This window comes from Streptomyces daghestanicus (assembly GCF_020521275.1).
Taxonomy (GTDB): domain Bacteria; phylum Actinomycetota; class Actinomycetes; order Streptomycetales; family Streptomycetaceae; genus Streptomyces; species Streptomyces griseoviridis.
In genome coordinates this window covers 1,542,687-1,558,762 of sequence record NZ_BNDX01000008.1, presented here as the reverse complement: position 1 = coordinate 1,558,762, position 16,076 = coordinate 1,542,687, and the positions used below count along the sequence as shown (strand labels likewise).

General features: G+C 73.5%; 14 protein-coding genes and 1 pseudogene. 12 read left to right on the top strand and 3 right to left on the bottom strand.

What is annotated here, in order from left to right:
• Positions 1-6 precede the first annotated feature (6 nt).
• The 3 genes from Sdagh_RS16550 to Sdagh_RS16540 all read right to left on the bottom strand — a co-directional run bounded on the left by Sdagh_RS16550 (position 7) and on the right by Sdagh_RS16540 (position 3,664).
• Positions 7-666, bottom strand: a complete 660-nt coding sequence (locus Sdagh_RS16550) for a response regulator transcription factor (protein WP_306888841.1) — start codon at positions 664-666, stop codon at positions 7-9.
• Positions 667-776: 110 nt separating this feature from the next.
• Positions 777-2,177, bottom strand: coding sequence for a sensor histidine kinase (locus Sdagh_RS16545; RefSeq protein ID WP_226535199.1), 1,401 nt, complete (start codon positions 2,175-2,177; stop codon positions 777-779).
• Positions 2,178-2,422: 245 nt separating this feature from the next.
• Complete coding sequence (locus tag Sdagh_RS16540) at positions 2,423-3,664, bottom strand: sensor histidine kinase (RefSeq protein WP_226535197.1); 1,242 nt, start codon at positions 3,662-3,664, stop codon at positions 2,423-2,425.
• Between the two features lie 207 nt (positions 3,665-3,871).
• Between Sdagh_RS16540 and Sdagh_RS16535 the strand changes: the two genes are divergently transcribed.
• The 12 genes and pseudogenes from Sdagh_RS16535 to Sdagh_RS16480 all read left to right on the top strand — a co-directional run bounded on the left by Sdagh_RS16535 (position 3,872) and on the right by Sdagh_RS16480 (position 16,071).
• Positions 3,872-4,321 carry an NADH-quinone oxidoreductase subunit A gene (locus Sdagh_RS16535; protein WP_370594912.1) on the top strand — a complete coding sequence of 150 codons (450 nt, stop codon included), beginning with the start codon at positions 3,872-3,874 and terminating at the stop codon, positions 4,319-4,321.
• Entirely contained in the window at positions 4,312-4,923 is a 612-nt protein-coding gene (locus Sdagh_RS16530; protein WP_189418004.1) for an NADH-quinone oxidoreductase subunit B, read from the top strand. Before Sdagh_RS16535 ends, Sdagh_RS16530 begins: the two co-directional genes overlap by 10 nt.
• Positions 4,920-6,329 carry an NADH-quinone oxidoreductase subunit C gene (locus Sdagh_RS16525; protein ID WP_226535194.1) on the top strand — a complete coding sequence of 470 codons (1,410 nt, stop codon included), beginning with the start codon at positions 4,920-4,922 and terminating at the stop codon, positions 6,327-6,329. The genes Sdagh_RS16530 and Sdagh_RS16525 overlap by 4 nt, the downstream gene beginning before the upstream one ends.
• Positions 6,326-7,294, top strand: coding sequence for a complex I subunit 1/NuoH family protein (locus Sdagh_RS16520; protein ID WP_189417999.1), 969 nt, complete (start codon positions 6,326-6,328; stop codon positions 7,292-7,294). The genes Sdagh_RS16525 and Sdagh_RS16520 overlap by 4 nt, the downstream gene beginning before the upstream one ends.
• Positions 7,295-7,296: 2 nt before the next feature.
• Positions 7,297-7,845: a NuoI/complex I 23 kDa subunit family protein gene (locus Sdagh_RS16515; protein WP_189417997.1), complete on the top strand. Its 549-nt coding sequence runs from the start codon at positions 7,297-7,299 to the stop codon at positions 7,843-7,845.
• Positions 7,842-8,385, top strand: a pseudogene (locus Sdagh_RS16510) (NADH-quinone oxidoreductase subunit J family protein); the annotation flags it as partial. The gene Sdagh_RS16515 and the pseudogene Sdagh_RS16510, both read left to right, overlap by 4 nt.
• Positions 8,386-9,034: 649 nt before the next feature.
• Positions 9,035-9,427: an NADH-quinone oxidoreductase subunit NuoK gene (gene nuoK / locus Sdagh_RS16505; protein WP_189417995.1), complete on the top strand. Its 393-nt coding sequence runs from the start codon at positions 9,035-9,037 to the stop codon at positions 9,425-9,427.
• Positions 9,424-11,421: an NADH-quinone oxidoreductase subunit 5 family protein gene (locus Sdagh_RS16500; RefSeq protein WP_190076676.1), complete on the top strand. Its 1,998-nt coding sequence runs from the start codon at positions 9,424-9,426 to the stop codon at positions 11,419-11,421. The genes nuoK and Sdagh_RS16500 overlap by 4 nt, the downstream gene beginning before the upstream one ends.
• 6 nt (positions 11,422-11,427) lie before the next feature.
• Positions 11,428-13,002, top strand: a complete 1,575-nt coding sequence (locus tag Sdagh_RS16495; protein ID WP_190008306.1) for an NADH-quinone oxidoreductase subunit M — start codon at positions 11,428-11,430, stop codon at positions 13,000-13,002.
• Complete coding sequence (locus Sdagh_RS16490; protein WP_190076677.1) at positions 12,999-14,522, top strand: NADH-quinone oxidoreductase subunit N; 1,524 nt, start codon at positions 12,999-13,001, stop codon at positions 14,520-14,522. The genes Sdagh_RS16495 and Sdagh_RS16490 overlap by 4 nt, the downstream gene beginning before the upstream one ends.
• Before the next feature lie 296 nt (positions 14,523-14,818).
• Positions 14,819-15,682: a zinc metalloprotease HtpX gene (gene htpX, locus Sdagh_RS16485; RefSeq protein WP_189417986.1), complete on the top strand. Its 864-nt coding sequence runs from the start codon at positions 14,819-14,821 to the stop codon at positions 15,680-15,682.
• Positions 15,679-16,071, top strand: coding sequence for a YccF domain-containing protein (locus Sdagh_RS16480; RefSeq protein ID WP_189417984.1), 393 nt, complete (start codon positions 15,679-15,681; stop codon positions 16,069-16,071). Before htpX ends, Sdagh_RS16480 begins: the two co-directional genes overlap by 4 nt.
• The last annotated feature ends 5 nt before the right edge of the window (positions 16,072-16,076 follow it).

Genomic DNA, 16,076 nt, shown 5'->3' with positions numbered 1-16,076 from the left:
GGAGGGTCAGGAGTTGAGGTACGTGAGCACCGCGAGCACCCGGCGGTGGTCGCCGTCGCTCTGGGACAGCCCGAGCTTCAGGAAGATGTTGCTGACGTGCTTCTCGACGGCCCCGTCGCTCACCACCAGCTGCCGGGCGATCGCCGAGTTCGTCCGGCCCTCCGCCATCAGCCCCAGGACCTCCCGCTCGCGCGGGGTCAGCTTGGCGAGCACGTCCTGCTTGCGGCTGCGCCCGAGCAGCTGCGCGACCACCTCGGGGTCGAGCGCCGTGCCGCCCTGGGCCACCCGCACCACCGCGTCCACGAACTCGCGGACCTCCGCCACCCGGTCCTTCAGCAGATAGCCGACCCCGCGGCTGGAACCCGCGAGCAACTCGGTGGCGTACCGCTCCTCCACGTACTGCGACAGCACCAGCACCCCGATCTCCGGGTGCGCCTTGCGCAGCCGCACCGCCGCCCGCACCCCTTCGTCGGTGTGGGTCGGCGGCATCCGCACGTCCGCCACGACGACGTCCGGCAGCGCGCCCTCGGCGTCCAGCTCGGTGACGGTCTTGATCAGCGCCTCACCGTCACCCACCCCCGCCACCACCTCGTGCCCGCGGTCGGTCAGCAACCGGGTCAGGCCCTCCCTGAGCAGCACTGAATCCTCGGCGATGACCACCCGCACCCTGTCCTCCACGATGTTCGGCCCCCCACAGCCCCTGCCGGCTCACGCCGTCCGCCCCTCGGACGGCTCCAGCATCCCATCTCCCGGGTCCGGGGCGGGGCGGGTCCCGGTCAGCCCAGCCGGTCCGAGCGCCACGGCAGCTCCGCCGTGACCCGGGTGGGGCCGCCTGCCGGGGAGTCCACCACCAGGATGCCGTCCACCGCGTCCAGCCGTTCGGCCAGCCCCGCCAGCCCCGAACCGGCCGCCGCGTCGGCCCCGCCCACCCCGTCGTCCGCGACCTGGAGCATCAGCCGGTTCTCCGTCCGCCAGACCTCCACGGCGGCGGAGCGGGCGTGGCTGTGCTTGCTGATGTTCTGGAGGAGTTCGGAGACGGTGAAGTAGGCGATGCCCTCGATGGCGGGGGCGGGGCGTTCGGTGAGGTCGACGTCGACCCGTACGGGCACGGTGCAGCGGGAGGCGACGGAGGAGAGGGCGGCGTCCAGGCCGCGGTCGGTGAGGACGGCCGGGTGGATGCCGCGGGCCAGGTCGCGCAGCTCCTGGAGCACCGTCTTCACCTCGTCGTGCGCCTCGTCCACCATGCGCGCCGCCGCCTTCGGGTCCTCGCGCAGCTTCTCCTTGGCCAGCCCCAGGTCCATGGCGAGACCGACCAGGCGGGCCTGCGCGCCGTCGTGCAGGTCGCGCTCGATGCGCCGCAGGTCGGCGGCGGCGGTGTCGACCACCACCCCCCGGTCCGACTCCAGCTCCACGACCCGCGTCACCAGCCGCGACGGCCCGAGCAGCCCGTGCACCAGCAGCCGGTCCACCGTCGTCAGGCCCCGCACGATCCACGGCGCGGCCAGCGCGAACAGCAGCCCCACCAGGGCCGTCACGGTGATCTCGAAGGGGTTGTCCAGATAGATCCGGTGCGTGGTGTCGCCGTAGAGCTGGAGCCCGTCCTGCCCGGCGTACGTCGGGAAGACCCAGAACCACAGCGGGTACGTCAGCATCGCCCAGCCCGTGGTCCAGACGGCCACGGCGACGGTGAACGAGAAGACCGCCCAGGGCAGGTGCAGCACCGCGTACAGCAGCGCCCGCCACGAGGCGCCGCTCTTCAGGACGGCGCCCGTCCACGCCAGGACGCCCCGCTTCCTCGCCCGCAGCGGCTCGGGGGCGGCCACCTCCAGCCCCAGCAGCCCGCGCGCCCGGGCCCGCTCCAGCGCGCCGAAGCCACGGCACCCGGCGAGCGCCGCCGCCAGCACCGGGACACCGAGGAAGGTCACCAGCAGACCGGCGCCCAGCGAGACCGCCGTGACGGCGAAGGTGAAGACCAGCACGCTGAGCGGCAGGCTCAGCAGCACGTACGCGAACTCGCCCAGGCTCCGCGCCTCGAACGGTGCCCGCAGGCCGGCCGGCAGGCGGTGCCGGCGGTCACCCGTGCCCGCCGGGTGCCGGGAGACGCCGCGCGGTCCGTGGGCCGGGCCGTGCCCCCGGCCGTACTCCGGCCCGTACTCCTGTCCGTACTCCATGGCCATCGGTGTTCGTCCTTCTGGTTGTCCTGCTCGGCCCGCGGGGGGTCCGGGGTCCGGGGGAGTGCCGGGCGCCGCGGGTGGCGCCTGTGGCGCGGGCGGTGATCGTGCCGGTCGGCCCGTGCGCCGCGCGCGGGGTCGGGTCGTCGTGGTTCCAGGCTCCTCCGGCGCGGGCCCGTGGGCCATGGAGCCCATCGGTCTCTCCGACCGGGGGTTTTCCCCACCCCGGCCCGTCGCGGGAGGGGGCGCGGCTACGGCGCGGCGGGCAGCTCCGCGCGGTCGCGCCACGGCAGCTCGGCCGTGACCGTCGTAGGGCCGCCCTCCGGCGAGTCCACGACGAACAGGCCGTCCACGGCGCCCAGCCGGTCCGCCAGCCCCTTCATCCCCGTACCGCCGTCCAGCCGCGCGCCCCCGCGCCCGTCGTCCCACACCTGTATGAGCAGCCGCTCGTCGGTGCGCCAGACCTCCACGGCGGCGGAGCGGGCGTGGCTGTGCTTGCTGATGTTCTGGAGGAGTTCGGAGACGGTGAAGTAGGCGATGCCCTCGATGGCGGGGGCGGGGCGTTCGGTGAGGTCGACGTCGACCCGTACGGGCACGGTGCAGCGGGAGGCGACGGAGGAGAGGGCGGCGTCCAGGCCGCGGTCGGTGAGGACGGCCGGGTGGATGCCGCGGGCCAGGTCGCGCAGCTCCTGGAGGGCCAGCTTCACCTCGCCGTGCGCCTCCTCGACCATCGCCGCGACCTGCTCGTCGGCCTGCCCCTCCAGCAGCTTCTCCTTGGCCAGGCCCAGCCCCATCGCCAGGTTGACCAGGCGGGCCTGCGCGCCGTCGTGCAGGTCGCGCTCGATGCGCCGCAGGTCGGCGGCGGCGGTGTCGACCACCACACCCCGGTCCGACTCCAGCTCGGCGATGCGCCGCTCCAGCTCGTCCGAGGGGCAGAGCAGCCCCCGCACCATCGCCCGGTCGGCGTGGGACAGCCCCCGCACGATGAACGGCAGCACCGGCCAGAGCACGAGCAACGAGACCAGCGTCACGACGAAGGTGACGACACCCCAGGGCAGGCGGACGAAGCCGTACAGGAGCGTGCGCCAGCCCACCGGGTCCTTCAGCGCCGACCACAGCCGGCCGAGGAACCCGCCGCCCCGCCGCGGCAGCCGGCTCGGCTCGTCCACCCGCACCCCGAGCAGCGCACGGGCCCGCGCCCGCTCCAGCCGGCCCAGCACCCGCGCGCCGAGCAGCCCGGCCGCCAGCAGCGGCAGCCCGACCACCGTGACCGTCAGCCCGACGCCCAGCGTCACCACCGTGATGACGTAGACGAACCCCACCAGCGCCACCGGAAGGTTCGCCAGCAGATGGGCGGTCTCCTTCCAGGTGTGCCGGTCGTAGGCGAGACGGGCCGGCGGCGGGCGGTCGCCGTCCGGCCCGCCGGGGGCGCCGGGGGCGGCAGGGCCGCCGGGGCCCGCGGCGGGCAACGTGGACGAGAGGCTTTCGGTCATACGGATCAGCGTGCCGCGCGGCGGGGCGCCACGCCATGAGGTCCCCCGCCGGAACGCACTGAGGAAAACCCCACCCCGAGGTCACCCCCGCGAATCCCGGGGTCGGACCCCCCGGCCCGTGACGGGCTGCTTACGCTGTCTTTAGCAGGCCCTAGACTCCCGTGCGTACAGATCGTCGAACAGCCGTCAGGGAGTGGAGGGACGGACGTGACCGAACCGATCGTCACCGCGATCTCGACCGCGGTGCACTCGACCGTCGTCGCGGCGGACCCCGCGCAGTCCGCCTCCGGGTCCTACTTCCGGTCCTACTCGGTCGTCGGACTGCTCGCCGTCGTCGGCGTTCTCTTCGTGGCCGTGGCCTTCGGCGCCGGCCGCCTGCTGCGCCCTGTGGTCCCCACGCCCGAGAAACTCCTCACCTACGAGTGCGGCGTCGACCCCGTCGGCGAGGGCTGGGCCCACACCCAGGTCCGCTACTACGTCTACGCGTTCCTGTACGTGATCTTCGCGGTCGACTCGGTCTTCCTCTTCCCCTGGGCCACGGTCTTCGCCGCCCCCGGCTACGGCGCGACGACCCTCGTGGAGATGTTCGTCTTCCTCGGCTTCCTCGCCGTGGGCCTGCTCTACGCCTACAAGAAGGGCGTCCTGGCATGGACGTGACCCCCGCCGCCGAACCGGTGCCGCTGCCCGAGCCCCGACGGCTGGGCGCGCTCTCCCGCCTCGCCCCGGAGCCGATGAAGGTCGTCCTCAACTGGGGCCGCCGCTACTCCCTCTGGGTCTTCAACTTCGGCCTCGCCTGCTGCGCGATCGAGTTCATCGCCGCGTCGATGGCCCGCCACGACTTCATCCGCCTCGGCGTCATCCCGTTCGCGCCGGGCCCCCGCCAGGCCGACCTGATGGTGGTCTCCGGCACGGTCACCGACAAGATGGCCCCGGCGGTCAAGCGGCTCTACGAGCAGATGCCGGAACCGAAGTACGTCATCTCCTTCGGCGCCTGCTCCAACTGCGGCGGCCCCTACTGGGACTCCTACTCCGTGACCAAGGGCGTCGACCAGATCATCCCGGTCGACGTGTACGTCCCCGGGTGCCCGCCGCGTCCCGAGGCGCTGCTCCAGGGCATCCTCAAGCTCCAGGAGAAGATCGCGCGGGAGTCGCTGGGGGAGCGGTACGGCGGGGGCGACCGGCCGTCCACCGCCGCGTTGCAGAGCGGCCTGGTGCAGCCGCCCCCGGCGCCGTCCGGCAGCGCGGAGGAGGACCGGTGAGCGGCGCCGGCTGGCTGCCCGCCGACCCCGGGGAACTCTTCGGGCCGGACGCCACCGCCGAGGAGTCGTACGACGTCCTGACCGTGGACGTCCCCCCGGCCACCTGGACCGCCGCGCTGCGCACCGCCCGCGACCGGCTGGGCTGCACCTACTTCGACTGGCTGAGCGCCGTCGACGAACCGGGCACCGGCTTCCGCGTCGCGGCGCACGTCGTCGCCCTGTCCCCGGTACGCCGGCTGCTGCTGCGGACGACGGTCCCGCACGAGGCCGCGGTGCTCGACTCGGCGGTGGACGTCTACGCGGGGGCCGCCTGGCACGAACGCGAGACGCACGAGATGTTCGGCGTCCGCTTCGAGGGCCACCCCGGACTCGACCACCTGCTCCTCCCGGAGAACTTCGAGGGCAACCCGCTGCGCAAGGACTTCGTCCTCGCCGCCCGCGTCGCCAAGGCGTGGCCCGGCGCGAAGGAGCCGGGGGAGTCCTCGGCGGGTGGCCACGCCGGTCCCCGGCGCCGGCAGATGCTCCCGCCGGGCGTCCCCGACCCGAACGAGTGGGGCCCGCTCAAGGGCCAACTCCCCGCCGCCCCGGCCCGCGGCGCCGCCACCCGCGCCGACCGCCCGGCACGCACCCCGGGTGAGCGCCGGGCAGGCACGCCGGGCGAGCGTCCGGTCCGCCGGACCCGTTCGGCATCGGAGGGGTCGGCGAGTCAGGCTGGGGCGGAGGGGGCGTCTTCGGCGCCGGTGCGGCGGTCGCGTTCGGCGTCGGAGGGGTCGGCGAGTCAGGCTGGGGCGGAGGGGGCGTCTTCGGCGCCGGTGCGGCGGTCGCGTTCGGCGTCGGAGGGGTCGGCGAGTCAGGCTGGGGCGGAGGGGGCGTCTTCGGCGCCGGTGCGGCGGTCGCGTTCGGCGTCCGAGGGCTCCGCGAGCCAGCGGACGCGCACGGGCGACGGTGAGCCGAGGGTCCGGTCGAAGGCCGAACCGAAGGCCGAATCGAACGAATCGAAGGCCGAGGCGAAGGCCGAGACGGGGGTCGGGCCGAGGGCCCGGTCGAGGGTCGAGCCGCAGGGTGGCGCCTCCCCGGCGCCCGGCGAGACGACGGCCCCCGGCAGTGACCCTCACGGAACCGACGACTCCCAGGCCGGCCCCACCACCCCCGTCCCTCCCCGCTCCCCGGACGCCCCGTGGCATCACGCCCGCCCGGCCTTCGGCGATCCCACGGCGGAGGCGCGACGCGGGGCGGACGGCGAAACGCCCGCGCCCGTCTCCGAGCCCACCGTCTCCGAGCCCGCGCCCGTTTCCGAGCCCGAGCCCGCTTCCGAGCCCGAGCCCGCGCCCGTTTCCGAGCCGGAACCCGCCCCCGAACCCGGCGAGGATTCCGCCCCTCAGAACCCCCCAGGAGGCCCGCAGTGAACGACGCGCTCGACGTCACCCTGCGCCTCCTCGCCGTCTTCGTCGTCTTCCTCGCGTTCCCGCTGATCGTCGGCCAGACCGAGCACAAGGTGATGGCCCACATGCAGGGCCGCCTCGGCCCGATGTACGCCGGCGGCTTCCACGGCTGGGCCCAGCTCGTCGCGGACGGCGTGAAGTTCGCGCAGAAGGAGGACATCGTCCCCGCGGGCGCTGACCGCCGTATCTTCCAGCTCGCCCCCGCCGTCGCCCTCCTCCCGTACCTCCTCGTCCTCCTCGCCGTTCCCATCGGCCCCGGCGAGGGCGCGGTCGGCCAGGCCGTGGACGCAGGTGTCTTCTTCGTCCTCGCCGTGATGGGCGTCGGCGTCCTCGGCTCCCTCATGGCCGGCTGGGCCTCCGCCAACAAGTTCTCCCTCCTCGGCGGCCTGCGCACCGCCGCCCAGCTCCTCGCCTACGAACTCCCCATGCTGCTGGCCGCCGCCTCGGTCGCCATGGCCGCCGGCACGGTGTCGCTGACCGGCATCCTCGACGCCTTCGAGTGGTGGTGGCTGCCCTGGCAGATCGTCGGCGCGCTCGTTTTCTTCGTGGCGGGGCTCGCCGAACTCCAGCGCCCGCCCTTCGACATGCCCGTCGCCGACTCCGAGATCATCTTCGGCGCGTACACCGAGTACACGGGCCTGCGGTTCGCGCTCTTCCTCCTCGCCGAGTACGCCGGGATCGTCGTCCTGTGCGGCCTGACCACCGTCCTCTTCCTGGGCGGCTGGCACGGCCCCTGGGGCGCGGACGGTCTCGGCTGGGTGTGGACCCTGCTGAAGACCGCGGTCCTCGCCTTCGTCGTGATCTGGCTCCGCGTCACCTACCCCCGGCTCCGCGAGGACCAGCTCCAGAAACTCTCCTGGACCCTCCTCGTCCCCCTCGCCCTCGCCCAGATCGCCCTCACCGGCATCGTCAAGGTGGTGATCCAGTAACCATGGCCCCCATCCCCGGCTCGGGCCTCGCCAAGGGCCTGGCCGTCACCCTGCGCACGATGACGAAGAAGACCGTCACCGAGCAGTACCCCGACGTCCAGCCCGACCTCCCGCCCCGCACCCGCGGCGTCATCGGGCTGTTCGAGGAGAACTGCACGGTCTGCATGCTGTGCGCCCGAGAGTGCCCCGACTGGTGCATCTACATCGACTCCCACAAGGAGACGGTCCCCCCGGCGGCCCCCGGCGGCCGCGAGCGCAGCCGCAACGTCCTGGACCGCTTCGCCATCGACTTCTCCCTCTGCATGTACTGCGGTATCTGCATCGAGGTCTGTCCCTTCGACGCCCTGTTCTGGTCACCCGAGTTCGAGTACGCCGAGACCGACATCCGCGACCTCACCCACGAACGCGACAAGCTCCGCGAGTGGATGTGGACCGTCCCGGCCCCGCCCGCCCTCGACCCCGGCGCGGAGGAACCGAAGGAACTGGCCGCCGCCCGCAGGACCGCCGAGAAGCTGGCCGCCCAGGCCGACCCGCAGGAGGGGGACACGTGACCCTCTCGGCCGCGACCCACGGCTTCCTCTCCCCGACCGGCGTCGAGATCGCCTTCCTCCTCGTCGGCCTGGTCACCTTCGCCGCCGCGCTGGTCACCGTGACCACCCGGCAACTCGTCCACGCCGCCCTCTGGCTGGTGGTCGCCCTCGGCGGCCTCGCCGTCGAGTACCTCCTGCTCACCGCCGAGTTCATCGCCTGGGTGCAGGTCCTCATCTACGTCGGCTCCGTCGTCGTCCTCCTCCTGTTCGGCCTGATGCTCACCAGGGCCCCCATCGGCCGCTCCCCGGACGCCGACTCCGGCAACCGCCGGGCGGCCCTCGTCGTGGCCGTCGCCGCCGCGGCGGCCCTCGTCTGGGTGGTCGCCGACGCGTTCCGCACCACCTGGATCGACCTGGACGGCCCGGCCGCCGGTTCCACCACCGTCACCGGAGCGAGCCTCTTCCAGAACTGGGTCCTCCCCTTCGAGGCCCTCTCCGTCCTCCTCCTCGCCGCCCTCGTCGGCGCGATCGTCCTCTCCCGCAAGGCCAAGGCCGACGAGGAGCACCCGGACGGACGGGCCTCCGGCCGCTCCCGGGCCGACAGGCAGCCCCCCGCGCGGCCCACCCCCGGCCAGGACGCCGCCCGCCCCTCAGCCGACCGAGACCACGCCCCCGGCCAGGACGCCGCCCGAAGCAGCGACCCCGGCCAGGACCCCGGCCGAAGCACCGACCCCGGCCAGGACGCCGCCCGAAGCACCGACCAGGGGACCGACCGGCCTGGCACAGCCCGACCCGCCGACCGGAGCGCTGCCCGCCCTGCCGCAGACGGACGCGCTGCCCGCCCTGCCGCAGATGGACGCGCCGACCGGAGCGCTGCCCGCCCTGCCGCAGACGGACGCGCCGATCAGGGCGCGGATGGGCGTGCCGCAGGTGGACGCGCCGACCGGGGCGCGGATGGGCGTGCCGCCGACGGACACGCCGACCGGAGCGCTGCCCGCCCTGCCGCAGACGGACGCGCTGCCCGCCCTGCCGCAGATGGACGCGCCGACCGGGGCGCCGACGGGCGTGCCGCAGACGGACGCGTCGATCAGGGTGCCGACGGGCGTGCCGCAGACGGAAACCCCGCCCAGAGCGCGGACCGGTCCGCCACCGGCCGAACCGCCGACCACCCCACCACCGACCAGCGCCCCGACCACGGCGGTGTCCGCTGATGCATCTCGCCTATCCCGCCGTCCTCTCCGCCCTCCTCTTCTGCACGGGCCTGTACGGCGTCCTCGCCCGCCGCAACGCGATCCTCGTCCTGATGTCGGTCGAGCTGATGCTCAACGCCGTCAACCTCAACCTGGTCGCCTTCGACGTCTGGCTCAGCAGGACCGCCGAGGAGACCCTGCACTCCGGGCAGGCCCTGACCCTGTTCACCATCGCCATCGCCGCTGCCGAGATCGGCATCGGCCTGGCGATCGTCCTCGCCGTCCACCGCAACCGGGGTACCGCGGACATCGACCGGCTCCGCGACACCGCCGAGGGCCGCGACCCCGACGAACCCGACCCCGAGACCTCCGCGCCCGGGACGGCCGCCGAGAAGGCTGAGGCCACCGCGTGACCACGACCACCCTCGCCGTCCTCGTCCCCCTCCTTCCCTTCCTGGGCGCCGTCGCCGGTCTCCTCACGGGCCGTACCGCGGCCGCGTTCGTCCGCCCGCTGGCCGTCCTGCCGACCCTCGCCGCCTTCGTCCTCGCCGTGCTCGTCGCCGCACGGCAGGGCGGCGGCCGGGCCGTCGACGCCGCCACCGAGCTGACGCCCACCGGCTCGGTCCCCATCGAGCTGGCCCTGCACATCGACGGCTTCGCCGCCCTCGTCGCCGTCCTGGTCGGCCTGGTCGCCACCTGCGTGCAGATCTACTCGACGGGCTACCTCCGCGACGACCCGCGCTACCCCTCGTACGCCGCGCTCGTCTCCCTCTTCACCTCCGCCATGCTCCTCGTCGTCTACTCCGGCGACCTGATGGTGCTGCTGGTCGGCTGGGAGATCATGGGCATCTGCTCCTACTTCCTGGTCGGCCACTACTGGGAGACCCCTCAGGCCCGCGCCGCCTCCCTCAAGGCGTTCCTGGTGACCAAGCTCGGTGACGTCCCCTTCCTGATCGGCCTGTTCGCCCTGGCCGGCGACGCCGGTTCCTTCCGGATCACCAAGATCCTCGGCGCGGTCGCGAGCGACGGCGGCCTGGACCACCCGACCGTGATCGCCCTGCTGCTCCTGGCCGGTGTCGCGGGCAAGTCGGCGCAGTTCCCGCTGCACACCTGGCTCCCCGACGCGATGGCCGGCCCGACCCCCGTCTCCGCGCTGATCCACGCCGCGACGATGGTCGCCGCGGGCGTCTACTTCACCGCCCGGCTCCTCCCGGTCTTCGAGGCGTCCGACGCCGCGATGCTCGTCCTGGCCGTCATGGCCGCGGTCACGATGACCGGCTCGGCCCTCGCCGCGCTCGCCCAGGACGACATCAAACGCGTCCTCGCCTACTCCACGATCGGCCAGCTCGGCTACCTCACCGGCGCCCTCGCCGTCGCCGACCGCGGAGCCGCCGTCTTCCACCTCCTGTCCCACGGCGCCTTCAAGGCCCTGCTGTTCCTCGCCGCCGGCGTGCTCATCCACGCCGCCGGCACCAACTCGCTCGCCGCCATGTCCCGGACGCGGGGCCTGCGCGACCGCGTCCCGGACGCCTACTGGACGATGACCGTGGCGCTCCTCGCCCTCGCCGCGATCCCTCCCTTCAGCGGCTTCTTCTCCAAGGAGTCCGTCCTCGCCGCCGCCGAACACGTCACCGGCGGCCACACCGAGCACGCCCCGGCCGCCGCCGGCTGGACCGTGCTCGCCGCCGGTCTGCTCACCGCCCTGCTCACCGCCGCCTACGCGACGCGGCTGTGGCTGCTGGCCTTCCGCGGCCGCGGCACCGAGGCCCCCGGCCACGGCAGGCAGCCGGTCACCATGAACGCCGTGCTGTGGGTGCTGGCGATCCCGTCCCTGGCCTTCGGCGGGCTCGCGTTCCGCCTGCTCCCCGACTGGTTCGACGGCCGTGACCTCACCCCGACGCTCACCACCTCCGTGCTCGGCACGGGCGTGGCCCTGGTCGGCGGCATCGTCACCTACGGCGCCTGGCGGCACACCACGGCGCTCACCGCCCGGGTCCCGCTGGGCGCGGTCGCCGCCCACCCCGAGGGCGACGCCGGTGCCGTGGAGGCCGAGGCCATCGCCAGCCACGCGCCCGCCTACGGCGACATCGCCCGGGCGCCGGACCCGGCCGACCCCGGCCGGCTGCTGCTCGGCCCGCTGCACCGGCACGCCGCCGCCGGCTTCCACCTGGACGCCGTGTACGCGGCACTCCTCGTCCGCCCGGTCCTGGCCGGCGCCAGCCTCGTCCGGTTCCTGGACCGCGAGGTCGTCGACGCCTACGTGCGCGGGGCGGGCGCCCTGCCCCGGGTGCTGGGAGCCGCCGTACGCCGGGCCCAGACGGGCAATGTGCAGACCTATGTGAGCGCGCTGCTCGCCGGGACCGTCGTCCTCGCGGTCGCCGCCGTCCTTGTCGCCACGGGAGCGTGAGCAGGCGTGATCGATATCAACGAGTCCGTGATGCAGTTCCTTCTGGCGTTGATCGTCGTCGGCCCGCTGCTCGGTGCCGTCGCCGCTCTCCTGCCCGCCCCGCCGGGGCTGAAGGGGAAGTCACCCGAGCAGGCCGTGCTGCGGCACGGCGTCACCGTCACCGGTGCCGTCCTCATCGCCGCGATCGTCCTCGCGCTCGGCTTCGACCACGGCCACCCGTCGAAGATGCAGGCCACGACCGACATCAGCTGGATCCCCGCGCTCGACGTGCGCATCCACCTCGGCATCGACGGCATCTCCCTCCCCCTCCTGGTGCTGACCGCGCTGCTGACCTTCCTCTGCGCGCTCCACTCCTACTTCAGGACGCCTTCCGGACCCACCCCGAAGGCATTCGTCGCGCTGCTGCTCGTCCTGGAGTCCGGCACGCTCGCCAGCTTCGCCGTCCTCGACCTGCTGCTGTTCTTCCTCGCCTTCGAGACGGTCCTCGTCCCGATGTACTTCCTCATCGCCCGCTGGGGCGGCGAGGGCAGGGCCGAGGCCGCCTGGAAATTCATCCTGTACACGCTCCTCGGCTCCGTGGTCATGCTGCTCGGCCTGCTCCTGATCGGAATCACGGCGGGCACATTCGACATGGTGGCACTCGCCACTGACAACGGCCGGTCGCTGACCACATCCGTGCAGGTCATCGCCGTATTGGCGATCGGGATCGGGCTCGCGGTCAAGACCCCGATGTGGCCGCTGCACAGCTGGCTGCCGGACGCCCACACCGCCGCGCCCACCGTCGGCTCGGTCCTGCTGGCCGGCGTCCTGCTCAAGATGGGCACGTACGGATTCGTCCGGATCGTCCTGCCGGTCGCCCCCGACGGCTTCCGCACCTTCGCGCCGTACCTCGCCGCCCTCGCCGTCGTCGGGATCATCTACGGCTCCCTGGCCTGTCTGTCCCTGGCCCGCCGCGGCGCCAAGGGCGACCTGAAACGCCTCATCGCCTACTCCTCCGTCGGCCACATGGGCTTCGTCCTGCTCGGCGTCGCCACCATGACCCCGACCGGCGTCAACGGCGCCCTGTTCGCCAACGTCGCCCACGGCCTCATCACCGGCCTGCTCTTCTTCCTGGTCGGCGCCCTCAAGGACCGCACCGGCTCCACCGACCTCGACACCCTCGCGGAGGAGACCGGTGCCGCGCTCTACGGCCGGGCACCCCGCCTCGGCGGCCTGCTCGCCTTCGCCGCCGTCGCCTCCCTCGGCCTGCCGGGACTGGCCGGGTTCTGGGGCGAGATGCTCGCCCTGTTCGGCGCGTTCGACCCCGCGGCCGGCCTGAGCCGCCCGGCCTTCCTCACCTTCATGGCGATCGGCGCGTCGGGAACCCTGCTGACCGCCGCGTACCTGCTCCTCGTGGTCCGCCGGGTCTGCATGGGCGCCGCCCCGCAGGACCGTCCGCGCCTGCCCGACGTCCGCCGCCACGAGTTCGCGGCCTGGACCCCGCTCGTCGTCCTCACCGTCGTCGCCGGGCTGTGGCCCAAGGCCCTCCTCGGCCTGACCGACCCGGCCGTGCAGCAGCTCCTCTCAGGAGGCACCCGATGAGCGCCCCGGCCCAGCAGCTCGCCCAGAACCTCGTCCAGTCCGTCGACTGGCTCGCCGTCGCCCCGCCCACCCTCGTGGCGGTCGTCGGACTCGCCGTCCTCGTCGCCGACCTCTTCGTCGCCGAGCACCGCAAGGCCCTGCTGGGCTGGGTGTCGGTCGCCGGTCTCGCCGCCGCGCTGCTCCTGCTGCTGCCCCTCCTGGACGGTGACCGCGCCACCTTCTGCCTGAACGACGGCACGCGGGCGTGCAGCTACGTCGCCGACCCGTTCACCCTCGCCGTCCAGCTCCTGGTGCTCGGCGGCGCGCTGGTGGCCGCGCTGCTCTCGGTCACCACCCTGAAGGACGCGGGCCGGGGGCTGCCCGAGGGCGAGTTCTGGTTCCTGCTGCTCTCCTCGGCCGCCGGCGCCGCCCTCCTGCCCGCCTCCCGGGACCTCGCGACCCTGATCGTCGCCCTGGAGGTCGCCTCCCTGCCCGCCTTCGCCCTGGTGGGCCTGCGCCACGGCGACCGGCGCTCCTCCGAAGCGGCCCTGAAGTTCTTTTTCTCCTCGGTCACCGCGACCGCGGTCAGCCTCATGGGCGTCAGCTTCGTCTACGCCTCCACCGGCACCCTCCACCTCACCGAGATCGCCCGGCGGGTGCAGGACGTCGACGGCCAGCTCACCACCCTCGCCGACACCGGCGTCGTCCTCACCCTGGTCGGCTTCGCCTTCAAGACGGCCGCCGTCCCCTTCCACTTCTGGGTGCCCGACACCTACGTGGGCGCGCCCCTGCCCATCGCCGCCTACCTGTCCGTCGTGGGCAAGGCGGTCGGTCTCACGGGCCTCGTCCTGGTCACCGTCGTCGCCCTCCCGTCGTACGCCGACGTCTGGGGCCCGGCGCTGGCCGGGCTGGCCGCGCTCACCATGACCGTCGGCAACGCCGGCGCCCTGCGGCAGCGCGGCACGCGCGCGTACAGCGCGGTGCGCCTGCTCGCCTGGTCGTCCATCGGACAGGCCGGCTACCTCCTGGTGCCGATCGCCGCCGCCGCGTACTCCGGCGACGCCGAGCGGTCGATCGGCTCCACCGTCGCCTACGCGCTGATGTACGGCGCCGTGAACCTGGGCGCCTTCGCGGTCGCCGCCCTCGTGGGCCGTACGGCGTCCCGCAACCGCCTGACCGACTACCGCGGCCTCTACGCGTCCCACCCCCTGGCCGCCCTTCTCCTGGCGTTCTTCCTGCTCTGCCTCGCCGGGCTGCCGCCGGGCATCATCGGCCTGTTCGCCAAGGTCACCGTCTTCTCCGCGGCCGTCGACGCCGGCCTCGGCTGGCTCGCCGTGCTCATGGCGGTGAACGTCGTCGTCGCGCTGTACTACTACCTCCGGTGGACGGCCCTGCTGTTCCGCGCCCCCGAGGGCGCGCCCCGCGAGCACCGGTCCCCGGCCCCGCTCACCGCCGCCCTCGCGGTCACCGCGGTCCTGGCCGTCGCCCTCTCCGGAGCCCCCCAGCTGATCCTGCGCTTCGCCGGCACCGGACTCTTCTGACGGCCCCGGTCGCGACCACCGGCCCGCGCGTCCCGCCCTGCGGAACCGGCGGCGCGCGCGTGCCGGCACTCCGCCCCCTGCCCCGCCCCGCTCCCCCCGGACGGCCCACGTCCGCCTCCGCGAGCGCCGGGGAACTGGCGGCAGCCGCCTGGCGTTGACCAGTACGGAAGGGTCCACTGGACGTGTCACCGCACACCGGTGGCAGCGACAGACCGGGAAGCGACCACAGCGAGCGAGACCAGCAAGCAAAGGGTTCAGGCAAAGGGTCCCCTGCTGCACCACTTGGAGGGCGTACCGTGCACCGCCGGCACAACGGGCTCAGGACCGCGGTCCTCCTCGGGGGACTGTCCGCACTCATCATCCTCATCGGCAGCTTCTTCGGCCGGGCCGGGCTCGTCGTCGCCGTCCTCGTCGCCCTGGGGACGAACGCGTACGCGTACTGGAACAGCGACAAGCTGGCCCTGCGCGCGATGCGCGCCCGGCCGGTGAGCGAGTTCGAGGCCCCGGGGCTGTACCGCATGGTGCGCGAGCTCTCCACCCAGGCCCGCCAGCCCATGCCCCGCCTGTACATCTCCCCGACGGAAGCGCCCAACGCCTTCGCGACCGGCCGTAATCCGCGCAATGCGGCGGTGTGCTGCACCGACGGCATCCTCCGCCTGCTCGACGAGCGGGAGCTGCGCGGCGTCATCGGCCACGAACTGAGCCATGTCTACAACCGGGACATCCTCATCTCCTCGGTCGCCGGAGCCCTCGCCTCCGTGATCATGTTCCTGGTCAACTTCGCCTGGCTGATCCCCGTCGGCCGCTCCGACGACGACGACGGCCCCGGCCTCTTCGGCATGCTCCTGATCATGCTGCTCGGCCCGCTCGCCGCCGGCCTGATCCAGCTCGCCATCAGCCGCTCCCGCGAGTACGAGGCCGACGCCTCCGGCGCGCAGCTCACCGGGGACCCGCTCGCCCTCGCCAGTGCCCTGCGCAAGCTGGAGACGGGCGCCAAGCAGCTTCCGCTGCCCCCGGAACCCCGCATCGAGACGGCCAGTCACATGATGATCGCCAACCCCTTCCGGCCGGGCCAGGGCCTCTCGAAGATGTTCTCCACGCACCCGCCGATGGCGGAACGCATCGCCCGACTCGAGAGAATGGCAGGTCCCGGGCAGTGAAGACGCTTCTCAACCTCGTCTGGCTCGTCCTGAGCGGCTTCTGGCTGTTCCTCGCCTACCTCGCCGCCGGCGCGCTCCTCTGTGTCACGGTCATCGGCATCCCGTTCGGCATCGCGGCGTTCCGCGTCGGCGTCTACGCCCTGTGGCCCTTCGGGTACACCACGGTCGAGCGCCGGGACGCGGGCGCGCCCTCCTGCGTCGGCAACGTCCTGTGGCTGGTCCTCGCGGGCTGGTGGCTGGCCCTCGGCCACATCGTCACCGGCATCGCGCTGTGCGTGACGGTCATCGGCATCCCGCTCGGCATCGCCAACTTCAAGCTGATCCCGGTCTCCCTGCTCCCGCTCGGCCGCGACATCGTCCGCACCGACCAGCCGTTCACGGCCCGCTGACCACA